This is a genomic window from Victivallis sp. Marseille-Q1083, from assembly GCF_903645315.1.
Classification (GTDB): domain Bacteria; phylum Verrucomicrobiota; class Lentisphaeria; order Victivallales; family Victivallaceae; genus UMGS1518.
The window spans coordinates 740,027-764,918 of record NZ_CAHJXL010000002.1 but is presented as its reverse complement, the minus strand read 5'-3'; the positions used below and the strand labels follow the sequence as shown (position 1 = coordinate 764,918).

The window sequence follows — 24,892 nt, the reverse complement described above, 5'->3', positions numbered from 1 at the left end:
CCATTCCGTAATTATTGCACCAGATTGACATTGATCCCCCGATCCTTGGTGATCTGATCGCGCACGATCGACATTTCCAACAGACCATCCGTGAGCTGCAGGACAATGGAATTGTCCTTGATTTCCTTCAAAAATACTTTATTATTGTCCCCCCAACCGGGAACGGGCACCTGATTGCCGACGCTGTAAAGCTGCCTGGCTTTCTGCTCCTTGACGTTGAAACCGTTCGGGATGATGATCGCCTGCCGTTCTTCGCCGAACGTCAGGATGCCGATCAACTGGATGCCCGGCTTCTGGGTCGAATAAACCTGCGGCGCCGCCGCCACGCCGCGCGAACTCAAAAACAAAGTGCGCTCGGCAATCTTCGCGGCCGCGGCGTCCAGCTCCGCCTTGACATCCGGCAGCATCACCGGACCGGTCTCCGCCGCCGGCACTTCCGAAGGCAGTTCCAGCGTTTCAACCCCGGAACCGAACAGGATCTGTATTCCCAATCCCGCCATGCAGGCAATCAATACGATATTGACAAAGAGCAAAAAATTACGCACCGTCATCCCCCCACAAACGTTTGACTACCGCCGGAGAAGTGACCACCACCACCTTCAAGGTCCCGGACAGCAGGACATTGCCGCCGCTCGGCTTCAACGACAGCGAATCCCACATGAAATGCGGTTTGCTCTGCGACAACTCGATGAGAAAATTACAGATGTTGCCGACCGACGCTTCCGCGTCGACCATCAATTCGTATCCCATGACGCCGTCGGTAATTTTGGTATCCTGCATGCGCCCCAGCGTCTTCATGCTGACGCCGTGCTGCGCCGCCTTCTCCTGCACCTGCTGCCAGAGAATCAACCGGGATTCCCCGGTTTCCGAGACCAGCACATCCTCCCGTTTGAGGAAATCGCGGTCCGGCGTCTCCAGCGTCCGCTGCAAATTCCGGAGCCGGCGCAGCGCTTCTTCCAACTGAGCGCTCTTGCCGGAAAGAGTGCCGGCATTTTCTCCCCACGGCAGCGGAATATCGAAATTGACCACGACAACCACCGCCGCCAGAATGACGATGATCCCGATCAAAAGCGGCAACCGGCGCTCCGAATTGAACCATTTTCGTCCGGAACTCATGGCTGCGCCTCCACGTTGGCATTCTCCTCCGGAACAGCTTCCGCCTGACCGTTTTTCGTCACCTCCTGCGGCGCCAACGTCAAATTGACCACCGCAGTCCCTTCGGCTCCCGGCGTATAAAGAAAGCTCTTCACGACATATTCCGGCAAACTTTCCTGGATGATTTTCATGATATCCGGCGCTCCTTTGCCCAGATTGATCGTCAACGTGTATTGTCCGCCCGCGTTGCTGAAGGAACTCATCCACATCGAATTGGGCAGGCATTCGGTCAATTTGGCCAGAAAGGTCAACAATTGTTTTTCGCCGACCACCCCGCTGCAGAAGCGGTCGAGAATCCGGTGGCGGCTCTTCAGCATCGCCTCATCTTTTTCCAGCTTCCGAATCAGCGCTTCGGTGGTCATGATCTCCTGGTCAAGCGCGGCCAACTGCTCTTTGCTCTGTTCGAATTCCTTCCAGAACATCCCCCCCAGCAGCAGGAAATTACAGACCAGAAAAACAATAATCGCCCGCTGCAAACCGACATAGCGCCGAATCCGCAACGTATCCGGCAGCAGGTGAAGCGTCTGGCGGTTCCGGCGCAAGTCGCCACTCAGCAGATAGGCGCCCAACAGCGCCGCCGCCGCATAGACCGGCCGGTCCGGCGCTTTCCGGCGGTTGCGCTTCACCAATTCCGGCAGATGGATTTCCTCGGGGCGTTCTCCCAGCAATTCCAGCACGTTGATATGACGCAGACCGTCGTCGCCGCTCCGCGATAACGAAAAGTCGGGGTCGATGTCCGGGAAAAAAACCTCCCGGTCCGCCAGCAGCGGATCGACCGCCATGAACGGGTGCGTCAACAGATCGGCCCGCACCCCGGATTGCCGGATATCCTCGAACAATGTTTCCAGCCGCGCCTTCGGCACCACTTCCACCCTGAGGCGGCAGCGGGAAGGCTCATCCGGAGGCAACCGGCGGAACGCGTAAGCGATATCGCCGATTTCAACCGGCAGCAGGCAGCGCAATTGATAGTTCAACGCTTCGTGCAATTCCTGCGGTTTCAAATCGGGCAGCCGCAATTCCACGCAAACCAAGTCGGCAATGGCGCCACCCAGCACGGTCAGTTCATCGCCGGATTCGGTCAACGCGTCATAGACGCTGCGCAGCCGTTCGGCGAAACTTTTCCGGCTCTCCGGCGCTTCGGCAAACTGAGTCAGCACCAGCGCGCCCGCTGCCGATTTTTCCAATCGGACACCGTAAACGCGCTGTCGATTATCCCAGATTATCGCCAGACACTTTCCGGACATTCACCGCTCCATGTTGTCATACGGCCGGCCAGCCGTACATTTCATTCGCTATATCAGGTCTAATATAGCCGTCATCACTCTTTTTGAAAGTCCCATTTACCATGAAAACGACAACATAGCTGAAATTATTTCACCGCGGCGTCCGGTTCATGATCGATTTCCCGTCCGCTGGCATCGAAATAAACGGTTTTATTGTCCCGGAGGCAGGCTTTGCCCTGATAGTTGCCCAGATAATCGTAGTAGTAGGTCGTCCGCTTGAAGACGATCTGGAAATCGCCATTTTTCTTGTTCTGCACCTGCATGTTCAACGGGCTTGCCACATCGTCGACGGCCGCGGCATTCACCTGCGGCACCTGCAGTTTCACCGTTTTGTTATCCGCGCTCTCCGTCTGCAGCGCCGTAACCGAGTCCACCGCCGAATCGGGAGCCGTCGCCTTCACCGTCTCGGCAGCCGTTTTAGCCGTTGCTTCGGCCGGCTGAACAACCGGCGTTTCCGGCCGGGAATTCAAGGTCACCGGCGTCGCGCCCGGCGACGGTTCCGCCGCCTTCACTTCCCGATCCAGCCGGTCGATCGAATCCTGGATGGCCGTCACCCGCTGGGCCGCATCGTCGCTGCTGTAGGCCGGACCGTCCGACAAATCCCGGTAACGGCTCGTCGGGGGCGATTTTGCATCGTCCAACTGGTCGACCTTTTTCTGCATATTGTCGCGCATCCGCTCAATGCTGTCCGGCGCCCGGTAGGCTTTGTCCGAAATCCGCCCGTAAGCATCGGTATTGACGCGCGCTTTTTCAAAAGAATTCAGAGAACTGCCGCTTCCCGGGGTCGCCGCCGTCACGCTGCCGATTCCAAACCCCACCCATAAACCAGCTAAAATCACCTTGAGCATAATCACCTCTTTTTTATCTTTCGAATCAAAGCCCAATCGAACACTACACTTTTTTACTCCGTAAATAGACAGCCATACCGCTCAACTTGTTCTGCGTCGGAGCGGCGGCTTCCCACAAAAACAGCGGTTTACTTCAGGGCTGCGTCCCCAGCTCGGACCGCAGGTATTCCGCCGCCGCGTCCACCACGTCGTCTTTCCCGCTGCGCAGCGAATCCAGCCGAACCGGCACCACGCGGTCGGGCTCCACGCCCAGCCCCTCGATTTCCCCGCCGGCCGGCCGCACATAACTGCCGACCACCGTCTGCAGCCGGAAGCCGCTTTCCAACAGGACGAAGTTGGACGGCAGGCACATGCCGGCACTGGTTTCCCCGAACAGCACGGCGCCGGCGGCATCCTGCAGGCAACCGGCAAAAATTTCCGCCGTACTGTAAGAATCCCGATTCAGCAGCACCGCCACCGGTCCCCGGAACGTCTGCTGCTGCGGCCAGGATTCCAGTTTCAACGAAGTCTGGGCGATCGTCATTTCGCCCAAGGGAAGCACCTTCGGCGCACACCAGGAAACCACCCACTGCCCCATCGTCAGAATACCGCCGGCATTGTTGCGCACGTCGACAATCAGTCCCCTGGCGCCGGGATAACGCTTGCTGACATCGTAGCGCAGCCGTTTGACCGCTTCCGGATAAAAGGCGGAAAAATGAATATAAAGGATATCTCCCGGCAACCATTCGCTCCAATAGTCGAGAAACGCCCGCGGCATGATGCCGAACTCCAGAAATTTCGTCCCCATCCGCTGCCGCGTCAGCGTCACTTCACGCTCAGCTCCGGCCGCGTTGCGCAGCCTGACGGCGACCGAACTGCCCGGCGGCCCGGTCAACAGCGCTTGTCCGATCATCGCCCAGCCCAGCGGCGTATCCTTGTCGGCCAGCAGCGGAATCCCGTCGATCGCCAACACCAGTTCGCCGGTTTCGATCTTCGCTTCCGCCGCCGCCGATTCCGGCCACACCCGCCAGACCGCCACCGCGTTTTCCGCCTCGATCAATTTCAATCCGGGATCGCCGGGCACCGACAAGTCCCAATTTTCCGTTCCGTCGTTCCGCGGCGGCCGACGCGCCGCCTCCAGGGCCGAAAACGCCTGAATCCCCAACGGCGGCAGCACCTTGAGATGGCTGACGCCCAGTTGGTGAACCATCCGGTCGAGCACCCCGGCCAATTCGGCGTCATCGGCGGCACTCAATACTTCCGGCTGAAATTTTTCGTAAACCGGCTCCCGGAATTTTTCGTTGAAATCCGGCTCGAAATTTTGGGCGGCAAGCTGCGACCACACTTCGTCGAGCACCCGCTGCGCCCGCTCCTGCCGCACGCTGGCAGCCCCGGCCGCCATCCCCGGCAGAGCCAGCCAGCAAACCAGCCAGGCGACGCGGAAAATACCTTTAATCTTCACTTGAGAAATCGAACTCCAGGGTTTCATCTTCCGACGGCATGGCGAACAGCGCATCGTCCATCGGCACATTGAATTTGCAACTGACCACCGTCGTCTGCGTTTCGATATTCAGCATCCGGGAAGTAAACTTCACCGGCATGACCACACCGTCGAACGTGCCGTATTCCTCCATGTCGTTCACCGCCTCCACCGGGCCGTTGGGAGACTGCGCCGTCAGTTTCATCCGCACCACCCGATAGCTCTGGTCATCCACCCACAGCGTATAAGGCGCGATGCCGCTGTCCGGCGGCATTTCGCAAATCAGCCTGTAACAGTTGTGACCGTTGATTTTCTCCTTGTCCGGCGCCATTGCAATCCGGGTGAAAATATCGTTCAACGACAGAGCCGGATTGCCGAATTTCACCTGAAACTTCATTTCATCGAGCATTTTCCCGCTCAACTGCTGAACGCCCAGGCCGGCCGTCGACATCCAGCCGATCCGGCCGTCGTACCCCTGCTTGATATCCATCAGGTTGGCGACCCGGAGAGTGGAAAGCATCTTGTCCGGCGCTTTGTACAACGTCGTCACCTCCATCGCCATCTGCTGCAGCGGGACCGTCACTTTCATCTTGACTTCGGTGGAGAAATAAGTTTCTTTTTTCCCCTCCGGGAACATGGCCCGGTCCATTTTTTCGACCACCGCCGCCACCGGCTTGTCCATCAGCGTCTGCGCCGCCGCCACCGGGTCGCCGTCAGTTCCGGCAACCGCCGCCGGCATCCATCCACAGCACCACACCATCCAAAACATCCGACGCCATTTCATACTACTTCCGTCCTTTCCGGTTTGGCCCGCCGCCGGCCATTCCCATCTCGAAGGCGCAACTTCCGGCAACCGCCCGGCGACGTTCATTCAAGAACCATGTCATTTTTTGATTGATTTACGATAACTCACTTATCGATGGATTACAAATTGCAAATCTCCCACCCTCCTGCGACATTCTTCCATCCCGAGTTGACTTTTCCATTTTTCATCCTATACTTATTAAAAGTGACAAGATTTCATTCCAGAATCAAAAAACTGGTGACCAATATAAGCGAAACGGAGTTCAACTCTCGGGAAAGGCAGCAATGAAACTCTCAAAATTCTCCCATCCGCGCGACCAGATTGTCACATTTATGCAAAGGCTTTACGATTACGGCTTGACGACGACCTCCGGCGGCAATCTTTCCATTCTCGATGACAACGGCGATATGTGGATCAGCCCGAGCAGTGTCGACAAGGGGGCGCTGCGGCGCGAAGACATCATGTGCGTCAAAGCGGACGGCAGCATCGAAGGCATGCACCGCCCTTCCGTCGAATATCCGTTTCACCGGGCCATCTACCGCATCCGTCCGGATGTCAAAGCGATTCTGCACGCTCATCCGCCGATGCTGGTCGCCTACAGCCTGGCCGGCGTCATTCCGGACACGGCAATCCTGCCGAACCTCCGGACAACCTGCGGCGAGGTCGGTTTCGCCGGCTATGCGGTGCCGGGCAGCGAAGAACTCGGTAAAAAGCTCGCGGCGGAATTTCAGCGCGGCTGCGATACCATTCTGCTGGAAAATCATGGTGCCTGCACCGCCGGCCTGACGCTGCTGGAGGCCTTCCAGCGTTTTGAAACACTGGACTTCGGCGCCAGAATCCTCAACAACGGCAGCCAGATCGGCACGCCGCGGCAATTGAGCAAAGCACAGGTCGAGGTAGCGATGCTCGACCGCAACTGTAATTTCCGGGAATTTACGCCGGTTTCTCACTGCAGCCGGGAACTCGAACTGCGCCGCCAGTTGGCCATGCTGGTCCGCCGCGCCTACGATCAGACACTGTTCAACAGCACGACCGGCACCTTTGCGGCCCGGCTGGATGACAAACGTTTTCTGATCACGCCGCACCACTGCGACCGGGCTGCCGTCGAACCGGAAGACTTCGTACTGGTCGACGGCGACTGTTACGAAGCCGGCAAATTGCTGAGCCGCAATGCCTGGTTCTGCCGGGAACTCTTCCGCCTCCAGCCGGAACTCAACGCCGTCATCTTTGCCCAGCCGCCCAGCATCATGGCTTACGGCGTCACCGGCATCCCATTCGATGCCAAGACCATTCCGGAAAGCTATATCCTGTTGCGCGACATGCCGATGCTCAAATTCGACGCCCGTTACCAGGACGCCGAAACGGTCTGCCGGACCCTTTCGCCGCGCGATCCGGTCATCCTGATTGAGAACGACTGCCTCATCACCACCGGCAAGACGCCGCTGGAGGCGTTTGACCGGCTGGAAGTCGCCGACTACAGCGCCCGTGCCGTGCTGGCCGCCCGCTTCGTCGGCTCGGTGCGTCCGATCAATACCGCCCAGGTCGCTGAAATCGTCGAGGCGTTCAAGCTGATTCCCTGATGCGCCGTCTTGTCGCGCCGGGGCAGTCAGATCCCCCGTCTGCCGCCATTTTCGAGCGGGGGGATCGCATTGTTTCGCCTTCGCTGCGCCGGAAAAATGTCGCTGTCGCGTGTCGCCGTCCAATGGCAATTGAGGGGAAACGCTTTCAGGTTCGATCGACCGGACCAAAATAGCGCAAAAATTTTCTTCGTTGTCTTGATTAATTCGGTACGACAGCTTATAGTAACGACTTTGTAACGACAGCAGGCAGTCGCTCCGGCACGGTGCAAACCGGGACGGAGAGGAAAGTCCGGACTACACAGAGCGGGGAGTCCTTTTGAAAAGAAGGATACTGCGGACCATATGCCGCAGGAAGGCCAGTGCCACAGAAAAAATACCGCCGCGGCGCAAGTCGCGGTAAGGGTGAAATGGCGGGGTAAGAGCCCACCGGGCGGTTGCGAGAGCGCCGCTGCAAGGTAAACCCCTCCCGTAGCAAGACCAAATAGGGGATGATGCTGCTGCTCGCAGCGCCAGCAATCCCGGGTTCTGGTCGCTTAGACAGATGATTGCCGTCTCCGCCGGCCGGCGGGGAAACAGAATTCGGCTTATGCTGTCGTTACATTTTTTAACGCAACATACAGAAGAAAGGAAGCTGGTGCAATTGAGCGGCTTGAATATTGAAAAATTGGAAGCGGGCATTCGCGATATCATCGATTTTCCGCAGCCCGGAGTCATTTACAAGGATATAACCCCGTTGTTGCAGGATCCGGTGCTGTTCGCGGCCGTCGTCGACCTTCTGGCCGACCGCTACCAATCCTGCCCGCCGGATTACATCGCCGCAATCGACGCCCGCGGATTCATATTCGGCGGTGCGCTGGCCTACCGGTTGCACTGCGGCTTTATCCCGATCCGCAAGAGCGGCAAACTTCCCTTCCATACCCATACGGAATCCTATGAACTGGAATACGGCAGCGCTTCGATGCAGATTCACATTGATGCGCTGAAACCGCGGGAGACGGTGGTGGTTTTCGACGACATCCTGGCCACCGGCGGTACGGCCGCGGCGGCGATCCGGCTGTTGAAAAAGCTGGATGCCGAAATCGTCGGCACCGAATTCCTGATGGAGCTGGGTTTTCTCAACGGCCGGGAACAATTGCAGCCTGTTCCGGTCAATTCCTTAATCCGCATTTCTTGACAATTATTCAATATATCAGCAGGAATTCACCATGGCAAAATATGCGATTTTAAGTGATATTCACAGCAACCTGGAAGCATTGGATACGGTTTTGGCATGTTGCCGGGAGGCCGGCGTCGACCAATATCTCTGTCTTGGCGACATCGTCGGTTACAATGCCAATCCGCGCGAATGCCTGTATAAAGTGTGGGACTTGAATCTGATGGCCATCGTCCGCGGCAACCATGACGAATATGTCGCATCCGGCGACGAGGAGATGACCGGCTTCAATCCCAATGCCCGCGCCGCGGTGCTGTGGACCCGCACTCAAATTTCGCCGGAAGAACGCGCCTGGCTGGCTACGCCGCCGATGCGGATGACCGTTCCCGGCACGCCGATTACGCTGGTTCACGCGACGCTTGATTCGCCGGAACAATGGGGTTATGTCTTCGATACCCACCATGCCAAAGATAATTTTTCTTACCAATTCACTCAGTTGTGCTTCTGCGGTCACTCCCACGTCCCGGTGGCTTTCGACAAAAAGCCGATGACCGAGGATATGGAAAAGAGCGTCATCGAAATGGACAACTGGGCCAGAAAACTCGGCGAAACCGCGGCAAGCATCCGCCCTTATGAGGCGGATGTGCTGACCGTGCCGATCGAACCGGGCCACAAGTACCTGTTCAACATCGGCAGCGTCGGCCAGCCGCGCAATCACGATCCGCGCGCCTCCTTTGCCATTTTCGATGACCAGGAAAAGACCGTTTCGCGTTATCGGCTGCCTTATGACATCGCCGGAGCCCAGCGCAAAGTGCTGGATGCCGGGTTGCCTGAACGGCTGGCCACCCGGCTGGAAATCGGCAGCTGAGCCTTTCGGCGAAGGTTTCATATGCGCATACTGATCATCAAGCCGAGCAGTCTCGGCGATATTTTTCATGTTTTTCCGGCGATTGCGTTGTTGCGCCGGCAGTATCCGGACGCCATCATCGACTGGCTGGTGCATCCGTCGTTTGCCGATGCGCTGGATTATTGTCCGGGCGGCGTCGACCGCAAGATTTTCTTCCATCGCCGGCATCTGGGCCGCCTGTCCTCTTTCGTGCCGACCGCCTGGCGTCTGCTGGGCGAGCTGCGCCGTTACAAGTATGATTTAATCTTCGACTTCCAGGGGCTTCTACGCAGTGCGCTCTGCGGTTTTGCCGCCCGCGGCCGGCAGACTGTCGGCTGGGCCGCTCCGCGGGAACCGGCTGCCAGCCGCTTTTACCGTCATCGCATCGCCGCAAGTCATGCCGGTCACGCGCTGGAAAAAAATCTTGATTTGGTTCGAACCTTCTGTCAGCTGGATCCCGGAGCGGCAGCCGCCTGCCCGGTGCCGGTGCAGCCGGATCACCGGCGCAAAATGCTCGAAAAGCTGAAACGCCTCCAGATCGAACCGGCCGATCGCCTGATCGGCGTGGTGCCGGGAGCCCGCTGGTCGAGCAAACAGTTTCCGGCCGAGTTGTTTGCCCAAATCCTCAAGGCAATCCGGGCCAAAGACGGTGAAGTCAAATTCCTGATGCTCGGTTCCAACGACGATATGCCGGCAGTCCAGGCGATTCGGGAGCACTGCGACGACCCGTTGCTGTGTTCCCTCGTCGGATGCACTCACATCGGCGAAATGATCGAAGCGGTTCGCTGCTGCGATCTGCTGCTCAGCGGCGATACCGGGCCGATTCATTTGGCCGCCGCGATGGAAATACCGGTGTTCGCCCTGTTCGGTTCGACCGACCCGGTGAAAACCGGTCCCTACGGCGACATTCACCACGTCTATCAGGCGCCGCTGGATTGCGTCAAGTGCATGCGCCGCCGCTGTCCGCATCAAATGTTACCGGCCTGTCATCAGTTGGACGCCCCCCGGATCGCTGCCGACATGCTCACCGTGCTGGCCGAAATTCCGCCACACGATTCAATATAAAACCAGCTTGGGAGTCGCTCTAATGAAACGTCTGATTCTTTCACTGTTCTGTCTGGCCGCACTGCTGATGCCGATGCTGTCACAGGCTCAGGTCGCTCTGGAATTGAAACTCAACCGCCGGAATTTTCTGCGCTATGAGCCGATTATCGCCACCGTTCTGATGCGCAACGACAGTGCGCAGCCGCTGGTTTTCGGCGATGATCCCCGGCTGAAAGGGGAATTGAAATTCGAGATTCTCGACCGGGAACGCCAGCCGATCGCTTCGACTCTGACCGATTACTCGCTGGCCGGCTTGATTCTTCGGGCCGGTGAAACCAAGGAAATCAAACTGCAGCTCGACAAATATTACAAGCTGGACAAGTCGGGCATCTATCGCGGCCATGTCTATATCACGCACCCCTCGCTGACGGCGGCATTTCAATCGAAGGACGTTATCTTTGAAGTCACTCCCGGAGTACCGGTCTGGGAAATCACCGTCGGGGTGCCGGATCTGGATGAGGAAAACAAGCCGGCCGCCGAACGCTCCAAAGTCAAGAACAGGACATTCCGCATCGTTTCGCTGATGGAATCGAGCGACAAATATTACTATCTGATTGTGGAAGACGCCAAAATGATTTACGCCATCCACTGTCTGGGGCAGGCGCTGGCCGAAGAGCGATTCCAGGCCAATGTCGACATGTTCAGCAACCTGCACATCCTGCTGCCGTTGACGCCGAAGATCTTCCGTTATTTCATCTACAACATCGACGGCCGCCTGACGGCGACGGCGGTTTACCGCTCGAGCAACAGCGTGCCGAGCTTATTCCGCAATCCGGAGAACGGATCGGTTCAAGTGCTCGGCGGCGAATTGGTCGAAGACGCCAAATCGGGTCGTTGATCATGCTGAACAGCGTCAGTTGGAAGTGCGCCGACGGTCGAATCGTCCGGGCGTTCCAGCCGGATCTTGCCGGCCTGCCCGGCAAATTGCGCTTGATCGACCAGACGTTGCTGCCGGAGCAATTATGTTATGTCGAACTGGCTGACGCCGCGGCAATTCACGATGCGATTGTCCGGTTGGTCGTGCGCGGCGCGCCGGCGATCGGCTGTGCCGCCGCCCTCGGCCTGGCCGCCGTCTGTAGGAATCAAAGCGTCGCGACGCCGGCAGCATTCCTGGCGCAGGTCCGCCGGACCGCCGACTATCTGGCCGGCGCCAGACCGACGGCGGTCAACTTAAGCTGGGCGCTGCGCCGTTGCCTCGACAGCCTGGAAGCGAAAACTGCCGCCCCGGTGGAGCAATTGCAGGATATCCTGCTGCAGACGGCGTTGGATATTCTGCAGGAGGACATCGAACTCTGCCGCGCCATCGGCAATCACGGCGCGACTCTGCTGCAAGACGGCATGGGCATATTGACCCATTGCAACGCCGGCGCCCTGGCGACCGGCGATTACGGGACGGCCCTGGCTCCGCTCTATGTCGCCGCCGAACGCGGTTTGAAACTCCGGGTATTTTCCGATGAAACCCGCCCGCTGCTGCAGGGGTCCCGGCTGACCGCTTGGGAATTGCATCAGGCCGGCATCGACGTCACCGTCATCTGCGACAATATGGCCGCCCAGGTGATGAAAGAAAAACGGATCGATCTGGTGATCGTCGGGGCCGACCGGATCAGCGCCAACGGCGATACCGCCAATAAAATCGGCACTTATATGGCAGCGGTACTGGCGCACCACCACCGGATTCCCTTTTATGTCGCCGCCCCCTACTCCACCTTCGATCCGGCCACGCCGGACGGCGACGGCATCGTCATCGAGCAGCGGCCGGCGACGGAGATCAGCCGCGGCTTCGGTAAAATCACTGCACCGGAGCAAGTTCGGTTCTACAATCCGGCGTTCGATGTCACGCCGCACGAACTGATCGCCGGTTTTATCACTGAACGCGGCATTCTCCGCCCGCCGTTCGCCCGGACGCTGGCCGCCGCTTTTGCCTGAAAGCGCGCGGCATCAATCAAACAGCCAATACCACGGCATCACGACCGCCAGCAGACAAAACAATAAAATGCCAAACTGAACCAGAACCGCCGCCAACGCCCGTCCCAGCGAAATTCCGCCCCGCCAGCTCAACAACCCGGCGGTCACCGGCACCACCAGCGGCATTCCGATGACCGGAATCAACAGCAGCAAAAAGCCGCCGGCGACCATCAACGCCGCCTGCCACCACACCACCGAGCGGATTTTCAGCAGCGCCAGCGCCGCCAGCAAAGCGCCGAAACAACTCCAATACAGCGCCGCCGCCGCGATCAGCAATCCCCAGGGAAACTCCTTGCTCAAGCTCAAACCTCCTCTTCGAGAAACAGTTCCAGACAAAGCAAGCTCCACAGCAGATAACTCCAATCGCCACGGCCGCTGCAATGCGTTTCCAGCAACGCCGCAATGCCTTCCCGACACATCATGCCGCCGGAAACCAAACGGCCTTCCAGCAACGCTTCCTGTAATTTCATCCGCCAGTTTCCGCGAAACCATTCACCGACCGGCACTCCGAAGCCGCGTTTTCGCCGGTTGCGCAAATCGGCCGGCAGCAGGTCGGCAAAAGCCGCTTTTAAAATATGCTTGCGCGAACGGCCGCACTGCTTGAAGCGCAACGGCAACGCCGCCGCGAATTCCACCAGTTCATGGTCGAGAAACGGGCTGCGTACTTCCAGAGAAGCGGCCATTGAGGCAATGTCCACCTTGACCAGGATATCATTCGGCAAGTAACCGTGTAAATCGCACTCCAGACATTGTTCCACCGGATCAACGGCGGTCGCCTGCCGCAGCAGGCCGGCAAGATACTCCTCCGCGCCGCCCGCTTCCACCGCCGCCAACCGCCCTTGGTACAGCGCCCGGCGGACCGCTTCTCCGCCGTGAATCAACAACGCCGGATAACGCCGCAATTCCGGCAAAGCGCCGGCGGCAAGCAGACGCCGCAGCCGCTCCCGGAATGATCGCACCTCGCCCGGCGTCCATCCGGCGGCCAAACGGCAAAGCGCCCGGCCGCCCGGCCAACGGTCCGCCGCCGCCAGATACTTCATCGCCAGATAACGTTCGTAACCGGCGAAAATCTCATCGGCACCGTCACCGGACAGCGCCACCGTCAGTTCTTCGGCGGCAAACCGGCACAACAAACCGGTCGGCAGCATCGACGCATCGGCAAACGGTTCGCCATAATGCCGGACCAGACGGCGCAGCAATTCAAAATCTTCCGGCTGAACCACCCGGGTTCGGCAGCTCAGCCGGCGGTTGGTTTTCGCTTCCAGCGCCCGCGCCGTCCGGGCGGCCAGCATCCTTTCGTCATAGCGCGTATTTTCAAAGCCGACGGTGAACACCGAGACCGGCCGGTCGCAAAGTTCGGCCATCAGGCTGCAGACAATAGCGGAATCCAGGCCGCCGGACAAAAAAGCGCCGAACGGCACGTCCGCCATCAATCGCTTGCGCACCGCTTCGGTCAGCCGCCGCCGCACTTCGACTGCCGCATCTTCGAACGAAATGTCCAGTTTATGCCGGTAATCCGGCTGCCAGTAGCGGTTCAAAACGGTTCGTCCGCTGTTCAGATCGAACTCCAGCCAGCAGCCCGGCAACAGTTTATGAACTTCCAGATAGACGGTTGCCGGGGCGGGGATATATTGCAAAGCCAGGAACTGGTCAACCGCCGGGTAATTGAGCCGCCAGCGGCAACCGGAAATTTTTTTCAAAGCGGCAAATTCACTGGCGAAACAGAGCCTTTTGCCATCCAGCCGATAAAGCAGCGGTTTCTGTCCCAGCCGGTCACGCGCCAGCAATACTTTTTCCCGGCGGCGGTCGTAAATCGCCAGGGCGAACATGCCATGCAGTCTGCCGATCGCCTCCCGACCGTATTTCTCATACAGATGAAGAATCACTTCGGTATCGCCGGCGTTGCGGAAGATTACGCCATCGGCCGCCAGTTCCCGGCGCAGCGCCGGGAAATTATAGATTTCACCATTGAAAACCAGAACCACCGACTCATCGGCGTTGCTCATCGGCTGATGTCCGCCGATCAAATCGACCACCGCCAGCCGGCAATGCCCCAGCACGCCGCGCGCCTCCTGCCAGACACCCTGTTCATCCGGGCCGCGGTGACGCTGCGCCTCGTTCATTTGCCCGATCGCCGCCGCAGCGGCAGCCGGAGACGGTTCATTGAAGATACCGGCAATACCGCACATACGATCTCCCAAGTCCTCCAGCGAAAAGCTGCCGGAGGACGATTACTTCAGAAAAGCGCCGCCTTCCGGCCGGGTCGGAAAAATTTTGAAAATCGAAGAAAATCCGCTGATGTCGAAAACTTCTTTCACTCCGGGAGTCAAAGCACACAAAGCCAGCCGTCCGCCGCGCTGGCCCATCTTCTTGGCGACGATCAGCAACACCCGCAATCCGGCACTGCTGATATATTCCAGCCCGGCCATGTCCACCAGCAACCGGGAGGTATTCGCCGTCAATTCGGTAATCTGCCGCTCGCCCTCCCCGGCCGTCGCCGCATCCAACCGACCTGTGATGCACAACAGGTCATATCCGTCCGCCTGTTTCAGTGAAATATCCATAACTTTTTGTCCGTCAATATTAAGAATTTCCTTTTATTTCCCACCGATGACCATCGTCAACACATTGTACCGGCCTTCGCGACGGTAACGCATCTGCCGGGTCAGTTGCCGGGTCAGGAGGATCCCAACCCCGCCGACCGGCCGCGCGGCGATGTCCTGCGTCAAATCCGCTTCCGCCGCATCGTGCAGCGGATCGAACGGGTGCCCGTCATCCCGCAAGGTCAACGTGACCTCCCCGCCGCCATAGACGGTCTCTACGGCAATTTCATGCCGGTTTCGATCGTCGTAGCCATATTTGATGATATTTGAAATCATCTCCTCCGCCGCCAGATCCAACGCATAACGGACCGGCAGCGGCAACTCGTTATAACTGCGCTCCCGGTGCAACAATTCCGAAAACGCCACCAGCGCTTCCATGTTGTTGTCAACCCGATAGTTCAGTTTCGTCGCCATACCTGCCGTGCCCGCCCGGACGCGAAAAAAAACGAATTATTTTACCAGCGCCAACGCCGTATCGAGGTCATCGACGATCTCAATGATCGACTTCAACCCGGCGACTTCCAACGCATTCTCCACCAGCGGCTGCGGATGCAGCAACACCAGTTTGCACTGGTTGTGAACCATCTTCTTCGCGCCCCCCAGAATCATCCGCATTCCAAGCGACGCGATGAAGGTTACTTTACTTAAATCAAGCACCAGATTGCGTTTGCCATTGACTTCATTCAAAAAATCCATTTCGATTTTCTGTACGCCGGCAATGTCCAGACTGCCGTTCAAAGTGACCAGCGCGTAGTTTTCCCCGCGGTCCACGACGTGTATTTCCATCAACCTACCTCGTTCAAGTTAAAATCAGACACTCGAATATACCTGCAAAGCCGGCAAGTTGCAAGCCGCCGATCCGGATTTTGCCGGCAAAAAACAGCAAAAGAAAAGCATGGCACGACAGGCCAATAGGAAGCATGCGGAACAAAAAAGCGAAAAAATCAGCGAAAAGTAAAACTTCTGCTGTTTTATTTCTCTAACATGTCGATAATAGAAATGGTATGCCCGGTGCGGCTCGAACGCACGACCTTCTGCTCCGGAGGCAGACGCTCTATCCAACTGAGCTACGGACACATCATGCTATATATCATATCACAATTATTTCAAAATGCAAATTACATAGCTCCGGAATTCTCTTTTTTCATTCGATTCCAATGAGAATATCGTCCAGAGTCATTAAAAAATGAATTCCTGGCGAAAGCCAGGCAATCCGTCAATCATCAGAGCTCCAACGCCCCCGGACGTCAATAAAGTGCCATATTAATTGTCGTAAATGCCGACCAGGGTTCCGGCTGCCAGAATATGACCGGACAGCCCCTCAAGCAATTCGTTGAACTTAAATCCCTCCTGCAGCGTCAGTCGACAGTCTAGCGCATAGACCGTCAACAGATAACGGTGCGGTGCATTCGGCGGAACCATGCCGCCATAACCGGTAGCCGCCTCCTCCGGCAAGGCCTGTTCTTTCAGCAACGGCGAATGCCAACTGTTGACTCCTTGAACGAATTGTCCCCGAAGCTCTATCGAAGCATTTTCCGGCAATTCCGGGGTGGAGATATTGGCGGCAAGCCAATGAATCCAGCAGAAGCCGGCCACCGGGACGGCATCGTAATCGAGCAGCGTCAAGGCATAACTTACCGTACCGACCGGCGCGCTGGAAATCGCGACCGGCAGCGAGCGGGTCGGCATACCTTTGAACTGCTGATGGCCGCGTTTGCCGAAACGGTCTTGAATAATCCCGCCGGAAATGCCGGACGATTCCACCAGCAGCGGCAGAGCACGATCGTCGCGGTTGAAGGACGGGGTCCCGGGCAACAACAGAATCGATTCACTGCAACAACAATTTTTCATAATTAACCTCCCCTAATGTTGAAGATTGCAGACTTCTTACTCCTTCCGTTTACCATACACGGTTGATGGCGGAAATACAAATTGATATTTGGGGGCTGTCAAATTACAAGGTCGGGAATAGATTGATGACATAAAGGGCGAAAAGAGCATTGCTGAATTCAACCGCAGTCAAAAAACATTTCGGCAGTGAAAAAAACGATCGGGAGCCCCGGAGGCGGCAGGACTCCCTTCCCGAGCAGACCGGTTGTGCCATGGTACTATAACAGTTGCTATGGTAAAAAGGAATGAGGTAGCGGTTATGAAATGAAAGAGGCTGATTCTCAAAGATGTGATACTGTAAAATAAGACATCGGCTCTGACGGACAGAGTCATGCAGACAGTTAAAACATCACAAAAGGAGACATCAGCCATGAGAAAATGTAGCACGGTATCGTTCGAAGGTCAAGTGATATTTGTCGGAATTGATGTGCACAAGGAAAGTTGGGTGGTGAATTTGCGGCATTGCCACCGTGAACTGGACAAGTTCAGCATGAATCCGAGCCCTGAGATGTTGGCGAAGTATCTGAAGATGAACTATCCGGGCGCCGAGTACCGGAGCGTTTACGAGGCAGGATTCAGCGGATTCTGGGCGCACCGGCGATTGTGTGAGCTCGGGATTGAGAATATCGTAATCAACCCGGCGGACGTGCCGACCAGCGGCAAGGAGCGCGACCGCAAGAACGATGCGGTGGACAGCCGAAAATTGGCGCGGGAACTGGAGAACCGGACATTGGAAGGGATCTATATTCCGCCTGAAGATAATTTGGAATTGAGAAACCTGGTCAGACGTGAAACGAAACTGACCGGCAATATAACCAGGGTCAAAAACCGGATCAAAGGACACCTGAATTTCATGGGGTTGAAGTTTGGAAGTTGGTCTGGAAGTTCTTTGAAAATGATGTATGCGGACGCGGCAAAGCGTTACGATTATGCCTTGCAGAGCATGTTGCGGGAACTGCGTTTTCTCAGAGAAGAGAAACTGCATGTGATCCGCGATGAACGGCGGTGTCTGAAGCGTTTGAAGCGCGACAAAGTACAGAAGCATCTACAGAGTATACCTGGCGTCGGGTTTCATACGGCGGTGATGCTGCAGGCCGAATTGTGGGACTTGCTGCGCTTTGAAGACAAGGATTCGCTGAGCTCGTATGTGGGATTCGCACCGAGGTTGGTCGGCAGCGGCGAACACGAGGCCGTCAAATCCGCCGGGAATCGCAAGAAAAAGCAACTGCATGCCATCCTGATCCAGTCGGCGTGGAGGTCGGTGTCGTACAATCTGGAGATTCGGGCCAGATATGGAGCCTTGCTTCATAAGGGGGCCAGTCCACAACGGGCTATTTCGATCATCGGCAAGAAATTGCTCTATGCGCTTCGGGCCGTGTGGCTCCAGGAACGTGATTACATGGTATCCGCAAGTGAATAAGATTTAAGTAGTTTCGGAGATTCTGTTTGCTGTGACTGTGAAATTCGGTTCTTTTTAGCACGTCGTTCGTTTGCTCCTTGATCCGAGGGGATCATGTAAAACAGTTTGCGAGTGCTATTTCAGAGTGGAACAGCAAAATGCGAAACCTTGAATTCATTCAAGAGTTGTCGTCAATAATAGTGTCCGATTTTTGCCCGAACCGCAACCAGAAGATAATCTTTAATTGGAAGACTGTAAAAATATTTACAGATGGAAGTCCTCTGCCCTTTGAGGCGGAGTTTCGCAAATAACAACAAATAACAGGAAAAATACAAACAAAGAAAGAGTCAGTCTCTTGACTTTTTCATAATAGGAGTAAAATTTCCATCTGCAATGAAGACAACACGAGGGAAAGCGGGAAATGCGAAAAAAGAATCGAGTAGGAGCCCGGTCATTAGTTGGCCGGGCGTCCTCTCACACCACCGTACGTGCCGTTCGGCATACGGCGGTTCAGCAGCTTGAGTGCAACGCTTTGTACCGAAGTAGGATATCGTCATACCCTATTTCGGCAATGCGTTGAGACGGCAATACACGATGTAAAATCCAACTACGGGCAATATGCCAGTAGCCTTTCCTCGTATTCGCCCATTCCCACGCTTTTCCCTCGGAAATACCCAACGATTGCAGTCGCGTAAATCGTGTCCGTACTCGTTTCCACTGTTTCCAAACATACGTCCGAATTTTCCGTTGAATCCATTCATTCATGTTTTGCATAAACATCTTCATGTCCGCAATCGCATAGTATCCGAGCCATCCGACGGTATATTGCCGAAGTTTGTACAGCATATATTCCACCGAATTTCCCTGATTCCTTCGGGTCAGCTCGCGAACCTTGGCTTTGAAGCGGTCTATAGACTTCTCGTGTATTCGAATTCCGGCCTGTCCTTTCGTCGTACTTCGCAGTGCGAAGCCGAGAAACTTCAGCTTCAGCGGACTTCCCGCTTTACTTTTGGATTCGTTTACTTTGAGTTTCAATTTCGCTTCAAGAAACCGTCTGCTGCTCGCAAGTACGCGTTCGGCGGCGCGTTGACTTCTGACGTAGATGTTGACATCGTCCGCATATCGTACGAACTTGTGTCCACGGCGTTCCAATTCCCGGTCGAAAGCGGTCAGGTAGATGTTGCTCAGCAATGGCGAAAGATTGCCGCCCTGTGGACTGCCTTCTTCCGTTCGCGTCACCACGCCATTGATCATGACTCCGCTCTTCAAGTAGCGTTTAATCAGGCACAAAACTCGTTGATCAGAGATTTTGGCCCGCAACATTTCCATCAACAGCTCATGGTTCATGGTGTCGAAATACTTGCTCAAGTCAAGATCGACAACCCGCCGATAGCCTTGATTGTAGTATTTCCGTGCTTGCCGGATGGCCTGATGAGCGCTACGCCCCGGTCGGAAACCGTAGCTGTTTTCTGAAAATTCCTCCTCGAATATCGGGCAGAGGACCTGCGATATTGCCTGTTGAATCATCCGATCCATGCCCGTTGGAACACCAAGCATCCGTATCCCCCCGTCCGGTTTCGGGATTTCAACCCGGCGCACCGGTTGCGGGCGATACGTTTCGGTTCGGAGATTTTCAAGGAAACTTTCCTTGTGTTCGCACAGATACGCCAACAGGTCGTCAACGGTCATTCCGTCCACGCCCGGCGCTCCGCCGTTTCTCTTGACTTGCTTGTACGCACGGTTGAGGTTGTTACGCTCAAGGATGCGTTCAAACAAATCAGCACCGTCTTTCGCTTCAGTTTCCCGCGTAAGCATGCTCCGCACTCCCGGATTCTCTTCGGCTTCCAGCCTATCCATCCCCGGGCAGTTCCGTTTCCGGATTTTCTGCTCTCTACACATGCTGCACCTTTCACTTGCGAAAGATCGACTACTGTTCGGCCCTTCCCGTAAAAAAAAACACGGTACTATGGCCTCTGCTGACTTCTCAACGTTCAGCCGCACATCACTGTACGGGTTGAAATTACCATGCATTCACGGCTTCATTCATACCGTTGAGATCTCCCCGGATAAGAGCGATAACTTTCATCCCAGGCGCCTGGTACATCTACACCACAAGGTTCGGGCAGTATTGGACTTCGCTTTGTTGTGCAAGCTCGTCCGCCTTGCAAATGCCTTATATGTACTTTCTGTTCGTCAGGCCGGGAATTTGCCGCCGACTTCCTTCAGATTCCACCTCGCGGTGGACACCCTTGCCTTAAGCTAACAGTTCCTACTGCCAAGTCTGTAACGGACTTTCACCGTCAAGTTATCACCCATGCCGGGCGTACGCAAAAAAAACTCGCCTTTCCATGGAAGGCGAGTTGAATTCGTTCCGCCGGCGGGAATCGATCAGCGATTGAGGCTTTTCCAGATCGGTTCCAAGTCGACCAGGCTGGTCGTTTGGGCCGCTTTGTCGATGCACAAAGCGACAACCGCGCTTTCCAGGCCTTCATTGCCGCTGCATTTCGGCTGCGCCTTTTCATCGATCATCGTCTCGTAAAGTTCCTTCATGATATAGGAATCGCCGCCGCCGTGGCCGTCGCCGCCGAAATCGATGAAAACGACGCCTTCATCGCCCAGACAACGATATTTCAACGTGCTCGGATAAAGGTCGAGCACCATCGTGCCTTCGGTGCAGGAAAAATACATGCGGCGCTCCGGAATCGCATTGGACATCGTCGCCTGGAACATCACCCGGATCCCATTGCGATACTGCATGATCGCCACCTGATTGTCCATCAGATCCTTCTCGGAAGTGAACGGCGATTTTTCCGCATGCGGATCGTGCCAGGTGGCAAACGTCTTCTCGCCGTATTTTTCGTTCATATACTCATTCTCCGGGATGAAGAAGTCACGGCCGCCGAAAGACGCGATTTTGGTCGGGACCGATTCGCAGAACCAATTGAGCAAATCCAGGTCATGACAGCACTTTTCCAGGATGTGAGGCCCGGCCAGTTTGGTATAACGCCGCCAGTTGCGCATGATGTAACCGCCGTGGTCCGGCGCAATGTTTTCATTGGCGTCGATGCTGAGCAGCTTGCCGAGCTTGCCGCTGGTCAACAGCTCTTTGGCTTTGCGGTACAGCGGCGCATAACGCAATACAAAGCCGGTGGCAAACTTCAAATTGGTTTTCTGATGCGCCTCGTAAATAGCTTCGCAATCTTCGATGCTGGTCGCCAGCGGTTTTTCGGAAAAAACGTGTTTGCCGGCGGCAAACGCGGCGAGAATATGCTCTTTATGAAACGCGTTCGGCGACGCGACGATGACCCATTCCACTCCCGGCACGTCGATGGCTTCCTGGTAGGTATCGCAAGCCTTGGCCTCGGACTGCCAACGTTCCTGGGCGGCAGCCATCACTTCCTTGTCCGGATCGAAAACCGAAAGAATTTTGACCTTGTTGTTGGAATCCCGCAGCAGATTGGCAACGATGCATTGCGAACGGCCACCGGCGCCGAGAACTGCGATATTCACTTCGCGCTGATTCATGATCAATAGCTCCTTTTATCTTGATTGGGAAAACATTTTATGCATTTAAATTTGTTTTTGGATTCCTATTAATATATATTGTCCCGTTTTAAAAAAAATGGATAAAAACCGCATATTTCATGACAAAATAATGAATATTGATCAACAGCATTGCCAGATTCACCGGCTGCCGGGAGGAATGCAGAGCATTCACTGCAATTATGGATTGTGGATCATTGGCGGCGGCGCCTGCGTGGCGCCGGCCGGCAGTTATGCGCAATGCCCCTGGCGTTATTTCGAATATTATTCGATTTCCCATCTGCGCGAAGGCGGCGGCCGGCTCAAACTGGCCGCCGAAGAGGAACGGGTGCTGGTGCCCGGCGACGCGGTGATCGTCTGTCCCGGTACCCGCAACCGTTACGGCGGCGACTGGAACAAGAGTTATTGCGAAGACGCCATCCGTTTTTACGGCCCGGTGGCCGATATGCTCCGGCAGAGCGGGATCTTGCGGGATGAGGTCGTTCACTTCGGCAAACTGCGCCGGCTGCAGCCGATTATTGAACTGGCCGGCGATCCGGCGATCGATGCCCAGATCAACGCCAATCTGGAACTGCAGAAGCTGCTGGTGGAAATGTACAATGCCAGGCGGAAGTCTACCAGCGAGACGGAGATCGAACTGCTGCTGGCCAGAATCAAAGCCCGGCCGGAATACTGGTGGACAGTCGAGGAGATGGCTGAATTGTGCAATACCAGCATCGATCAGTTGCGGCGGATTTTCTTGAAACATACCGGCGTCCTGCCCAAAGTCTATGTCGATCGTTTCAAGATGACCAAGGCGGCCGAATTGCTGCTGGCCGGCGACTTGAAGGTGGCGGAGGTGGCGCGCCGGTTCGGCTATGTCGACCCGTATCACTTTTCCCGTCGCTTCAAGTGCATCATGGGATTTTCGCCACGGCGTTACCGCCGGGAAATCAGCGTTTTGCCGTGAAATTTATATTTTGACCGGGAATTTCTCTTGTATTTCATTGAAGTCGCGCTACAGTAGTCATTTTCAAATCGTCACTCGGTAGTGAAAGTATCATTGGGAGTTTCCAGAAAATGAGCGGAAGTTTGTATCAGACAATCGTCGAAAAGTATCAACACTACATCATGCCGACCTATGCGCCGAAGACTCTGCTGGTCCGCGGTGAAGGTGCTTGGCTGTACGACGCTGACAATCGACGTTATCTGGATTTCGCCTGTGGAATCAGCGTCTGCAATCTCGGCCACTGTCATCCGGCGGTGACCGAAGCGATTCAGAGGCAGGCGGCCAAATTGGTGCATATATCCAATTTATATTTCAACGAAGTCACTCCCATCCTGGCTGAAAAATTGATCCGAGCCGGGATGGACGGCGTCGTCTTTTTCTGCAACAGCGGCGCCGAAGCCAACGAAGGGATGATCAAATTCGCCCGCAAATGGGGGTCGGAACAGGGCAAGCATGAAATCATTTCGATGCATGACTCCTTCCACGGCCGGACGCTGGCGACGTTGGCCGCGACCGGCCGGAGCAAATACCGCAAAGGATTCGCGCCGGATATGCCGGGCTTCCGGCAGGTGACTTTCAATGATTTTGCCGAACTGGAAGCGGCCGTCAACGAGCACACCTGCGCAATCCTGCTGGAACCGGTGCAAGGCGAAGGCGGCATCATTCCGGCCGACCGGGAATATTTGAAAAAGGTCCGGGCGCTCTGCGACGCCAGAAAAATTCTGCTGTTATTCGATGAAGTGCAATGCGGCATGGGACGGACCGGCAATTTATTTGCCTACCAGACTTTCGGCGTCGAGCCGGATGCGCTGTCGATGGCCAAAGCGATTGCCAACGGGTTGCCGATGGGAGCATTTATCGTCAAACGGCAATATGCGAATACATTACAGCCCGGCATGCACGCCAGCACCTTCGGCGGGACGCCGCTGGTCAGCGCCGCCGCCCTGGCAGTGCTGGAAGTCATCGAAAGGGAAAATATCCTGGCCAACTGTCGCAAGATGGCGGCGTTTCTCCAGGAAAATCTGGAGAAGTTGACGCAAAAATACGCGTTCGTCAAAGCGGTGCGCAGTTGCGGACTGATGATCGGCATCGTGCTGGACCGGGAGGCGGCGGCGGTATTGCCGCTGCTGCTGAAAAATGGTATGATTGCGCTGACGGCCGGCGAAACGGTGATCCGGCTGCTGCCGCGGCTGAATCTGACGCAGGAAGAAGCGGAATACGGTTTGGCAATACTGGAGAAAAGTTTGGACGAATACGCCGCCGGCTTGTGAGGCGGCATACCAAGGATATTGATGATGAAGAAAGATTTATTGACCCTCAGGGATATCACTAGTAAAGATTTCGACGCGATCATGGCTTTGACCGCGAAATTGAAAAAGCAGCGGCCGGCGTTATGGCAGGACCAGTCGTTGCGGCAGCAGGCTGCCGCCGTTCCGCCGCTGAAAGGCAAAAGCATCGGCTTGATTTTTGCCAAATCCTCCACCCGGACCCGGATCTCGTTCGAGGTCGGTGTCAGCGAGCTCGGCGGCACCCCGCTCTATCTGGATCAAAGCAAAATGCAGGTCGGCCGCGGCGAAACAATCGCCGATACCGCCCAGGTGCTGAGCCGCTATCTGCACGGCATCGTCATCCGGACCTACAGCCATGCCGATGTGGAGGAACTGGCCAAAGTGGCGACGATTCCGGTCATCAACGCGCTGACCGATGATTACCACCCCTGCCAGATCCTGGCCGATTTGTTCACGATGCTGGAATGCAGCGGCAGGATTGCCGGGACGAAACTGGTGTTTGCCGGCGACGGCCAGAGCAATATCGCCAACTCGTTGATTCTGGCGGCCCGCCTGACCGGGTTCGAACTGGTGATCACCGCGCCCGAGGAGTTCCGGCCGCGTGCCGATTTGATCGGCGATTGCGCCAACATCAACTGGCAGAAAGATCCGCTGGCCGCCGCCGCCGGGGCCGATTATCTGTATACCGATGTCTGGGTCAGCATGGGATTTGAAGAAGAAAGCGCCAAACGTTTCAAAATACTTGCGCCTTACCAGGTCAATATGGCGATGATCAAAGCGGCCAAGCCGGCAGTCAAAGTGTTGCATTGTCTGCCGGCGCACCGCGGCGAGGAGATTGCCGGCGAAGTGATGGATTCGAATTATTCGATCGTCTTCGATCAGGCGGAAAATCGACTGCATGTGCAAAAGGCGGTGATGACCATGTTGATGGGCAGATGATTT

The 24,892-nt window shown here is 56.1% G+C and carries 24 protein-coding genes, 1 tRNA gene and 1 other RNA gene; 11 read left to right on the top strand and 15 right to left on the bottom strand.

What is annotated here, in order from left to right; genetic code table 11:
* Positions 1–11: 11 nt before the first annotated feature.
* The 6 genes from HWX74_RS19165 to HWX74_RS19140 all read right to left on the bottom strand — a co-directional run bounded on the left by HWX74_RS19165 (position 12) and on the right by HWX74_RS19140 (position 5,505).
* Complete coding sequence (locus HWX74_RS19165; RefSeq protein WP_176015155.1) at positions 12–545, bottom strand: hypothetical protein; 534 nt, start codon at positions 543–545, stop codon at positions 12–14.
* Positions 538–1,116: a hypothetical protein gene (locus HWX74_RS19160; protein WP_176015154.1), complete on the bottom strand. Its 579-nt coding sequence runs from the start codon at positions 1,114–1,116 to the stop codon at positions 538–540. Before HWX74_RS19160 ends, HWX74_RS19165 begins: the two co-directional genes overlap by 8 nt.
* The gene (locus tag HWX74_RS19155) at positions 1,113–2,399 is read right to left on the bottom strand and encodes a hypothetical protein (RefSeq protein ID WP_176015153.1); all 1,287 of its coding nucleotides are present in this window, start codon (positions 2,397–2,399) and stop codon (positions 1,113–1,115) included. The genes HWX74_RS19160 and HWX74_RS19155 overlap by 4 nt, the downstream gene beginning before the upstream one ends.
* 125 nt (positions 2,400–2,524) lie before the next feature.
* Positions 2,525–3,286, bottom strand: coding sequence for a hypothetical protein (locus HWX74_RS19150; protein ID WP_176015152.1), 762 nt, complete (start codon positions 3,284–3,286; stop codon positions 2,525–2,527).
* A gap of 133 nt (positions 3,287–3,419) precedes the next feature.
* The gene (locus HWX74_RS19145; RefSeq protein WP_176015151.1) at positions 3,420–4,727 is read right to left on the bottom strand and encodes a S41 family peptidase; all 1,308 of its coding nucleotides are present in this window, start codon (positions 4,725–4,727) and stop codon (positions 3,420–3,422) included.
* The gene (locus HWX74_RS19140) at positions 4,717–5,505 is read right to left on the bottom strand and encodes a hypothetical protein (protein ID WP_176015150.1); all 789 of its coding nucleotides are present in this window, start codon (positions 5,503–5,505) and stop codon (positions 4,717–4,719) included. Before HWX74_RS19140 ends, HWX74_RS19145 begins: the two co-directional genes overlap by 11 nt.
* A gap of 329 nt (positions 5,506–5,834) precedes the next feature.
* On the opposite strand from HWX74_RS19140, the gene HWX74_RS19135 reads away from it, so the two are divergent.
* The 7 genes from HWX74_RS19135 to mtnA all read left to right on the top strand — a co-directional run bounded on the left by HWX74_RS19135 (position 5,835) and on the right by mtnA (position 12,199).
* The gene (locus HWX74_RS19135) at positions 5,835–7,130 is read left to right on the top strand and encodes a class II aldolase/adducin family protein (RefSeq protein WP_176015149.1); all 1,296 of its coding nucleotides are present in this window, start codon (positions 5,835–5,837) and stop codon (positions 7,128–7,130) included.
* Positions 7,131–7,364: 234 nt separating this feature from the next.
* Positions 7,365–7,732, top strand: an RNA gene (rnpB, locus tag HWX74_RS19130) — RNase P RNA component class A.
* Positions 7,733–7,764: 32 nt separating this feature from the next.
* Positions 7,765–8,304 carry an adenine phosphoribosyltransferase gene (locus HWX74_RS19125; protein WP_368506836.1) on the top strand — a complete coding sequence of 180 codons (540 nt, stop codon included), beginning with the start codon at positions 7,765–7,767 and terminating at the stop codon, positions 8,302–8,304.
* A 31-nt stretch (positions 8,305–8,335) separates the two neighbouring features.
* Positions 8,336–9,151 (top strand): metallophosphoesterase, encoded by an 816-nt coding sequence (locus HWX74_RS19120; protein ID WP_176015147.1) that lies wholly within the window; start codon positions 8,336–8,338, stop codon positions 9,149–9,151.
* 21 nt (positions 9,152–9,172) lie between these two features.
* Positions 9,173–10,234 carry a glycosyltransferase family 9 protein gene (locus tag HWX74_RS19115; RefSeq protein ID WP_176015146.1) on the top strand — a complete coding sequence of 354 codons (1,062 nt, stop codon included), beginning with the start codon at positions 9,173–9,175 and terminating at the stop codon, positions 10,232–10,234.
* Between the two features lie 22 nt (positions 10,235–10,256).
* On the top strand, positions 10,257–11,111 hold the full coding sequence (locus HWX74_RS19110; RefSeq protein WP_176015145.1) for a hypothetical protein: 855 nt from the start codon (positions 10,257–10,259) through the stop codon (positions 11,109–11,111).
* Positions 11,112–11,113: 2 nt separating this feature from the next.
* Positions 11,114–12,199: an S-methyl-5-thioribose-1-phosphate isomerase gene (gene mtnA, locus HWX74_RS19105; protein WP_176015144.1), complete on the top strand. Its 1,086-nt coding sequence runs from the start codon at positions 11,114–11,116 to the stop codon at positions 12,197–12,199.
* Between the two features lie 12 nt (positions 12,200–12,211).
* On the opposite strand, the gene HWX74_RS19100 is transcribed toward mtnA, so the two are convergent.
* The 7 genes from HWX74_RS19100 to HWX74_RS19070 form a co-directional block, all read right to left on the bottom strand.
* Positions 12,212–12,538 (bottom strand): hypothetical protein, encoded by a 327-nt coding sequence (locus tag HWX74_RS19100; protein ID WP_176015143.1) that lies wholly within the window; start codon positions 12,536–12,538, stop codon positions 12,212–12,214.
* A 2-nt stretch (positions 12,539–12,540) separates the two neighbouring features.
* Positions 12,541–14,427, bottom strand: a complete 1,887-nt coding sequence (gene asnB / locus HWX74_RS19095; protein ID WP_176015142.1) for an asparagine synthase (glutamine-hydrolyzing) — start codon at positions 14,425–14,427, stop codon at positions 12,541–12,543.
* Between the two features lie 42 nt (positions 14,428–14,469).
* Positions 14,470–14,802, bottom strand: coding sequence for an STAS domain-containing protein (locus HWX74_RS19090; protein ID WP_176015141.1), 333 nt, complete (start codon positions 14,800–14,802; stop codon positions 14,470–14,472).
* 33 nt (positions 14,803–14,835) lie between these two features.
* Entirely contained in the window at positions 14,836–15,255 is a 420-nt protein-coding gene (locus HWX74_RS19085) for an ATP-binding protein (RefSeq protein ID WP_176015140.1), read from the bottom strand.
* Between the two features lie 36 nt (positions 15,256–15,291).
* Positions 15,292–15,627, bottom strand: coding sequence for an STAS domain-containing protein (locus tag HWX74_RS19080; protein WP_176015139.1), 336 nt, complete (start codon positions 15,625–15,627; stop codon positions 15,292–15,294).
* A 214-nt stretch (positions 15,628–15,841) separates the two neighbouring features.
* Positions 15,842–15,918 (bottom strand) — tRNA-Arg (locus tag HWX74_RS19075).
* A gap of 186 nt (positions 15,919–16,104) precedes the next feature.
* Positions 16,105–16,611 (bottom strand): YbhB/YbcL family Raf kinase inhibitor-like protein, encoded by a 507-nt coding sequence (locus tag HWX74_RS19070; protein WP_176015313.1) that lies wholly within the window; start codon positions 16,609–16,611, stop codon positions 16,105–16,107.
* A gap of 490 nt (positions 16,612–17,101) precedes the next feature.
* Here HWX74_RS19070 and HWX74_RS19065 point away from each other — a divergent pair, with 490 nt between their 5' ends.
* On the top strand, positions 17,102–18,151 hold the full coding sequence (locus tag HWX74_RS19065; protein WP_176011898.1) for an IS110 family transposase: 1,050 nt from the start codon (positions 17,102–17,104) through the stop codon (positions 18,149–18,151).
* A gap of 489 nt (positions 18,152–18,640) precedes the next feature.
* Here HWX74_RS19065 and ltrA read toward each other — a convergent pair whose 3' ends face one another.
* The gene (ltrA, locus tag HWX74_RS19060; RefSeq protein ID WP_217704802.1) at positions 18,641–19,987 is read right to left on the bottom strand and encodes a group II intron reverse transcriptase/maturase; all 1,347 of its coding nucleotides are present in this window, start codon (positions 19,985–19,987) and stop codon (positions 18,641–18,643) included.
* 531 nt (positions 19,988–20,518) lie between these two features.
* Positions 20,519–21,655, bottom strand: a complete 1,137-nt coding sequence (locus HWX74_RS19055) for a Gfo/Idh/MocA family protein (RefSeq protein ID WP_176015138.1) — start codon at positions 21,653–21,655, stop codon at positions 20,519–20,521.
* A 130-nt stretch (positions 21,656–21,785) separates the two neighbouring features.
* Between HWX74_RS19055 and HWX74_RS19050 the strand changes: the two genes are divergently transcribed.
* The 3 genes from HWX74_RS19050 (at position 21,786) to argF (ending at position 24,889) form a co-directional block, all read left to right on the top strand.
* The gene (locus HWX74_RS19050) at positions 21,786–22,622 is read left to right on the top strand and encodes an AraC family transcriptional regulator (RefSeq protein ID WP_176015137.1); all 837 of its coding nucleotides are present in this window, start codon (positions 21,786–21,788) and stop codon (positions 22,620–22,622) included.
* 110 nt (positions 22,623–22,732) lie between these two features.
* Positions 22,733–23,932, top strand: a complete 1,200-nt coding sequence (locus HWX74_RS19045; protein ID WP_176015136.1) for an aspartate aminotransferase family protein — start codon at positions 22,733–22,735, stop codon at positions 23,930–23,932.
* A 21-nt stretch (positions 23,933–23,953) separates the two neighbouring features.
* Positions 23,954–24,889 carry an ornithine carbamoyltransferase gene (gene argF / locus HWX74_RS19040; protein WP_217705031.1) on the top strand — a complete coding sequence of 312 codons (936 nt, stop codon included), beginning with the start codon at positions 23,954–23,956 and terminating at the stop codon, positions 24,887–24,889.
* Positions 24,890–24,892 lie beyond the last annotated feature (3 nt).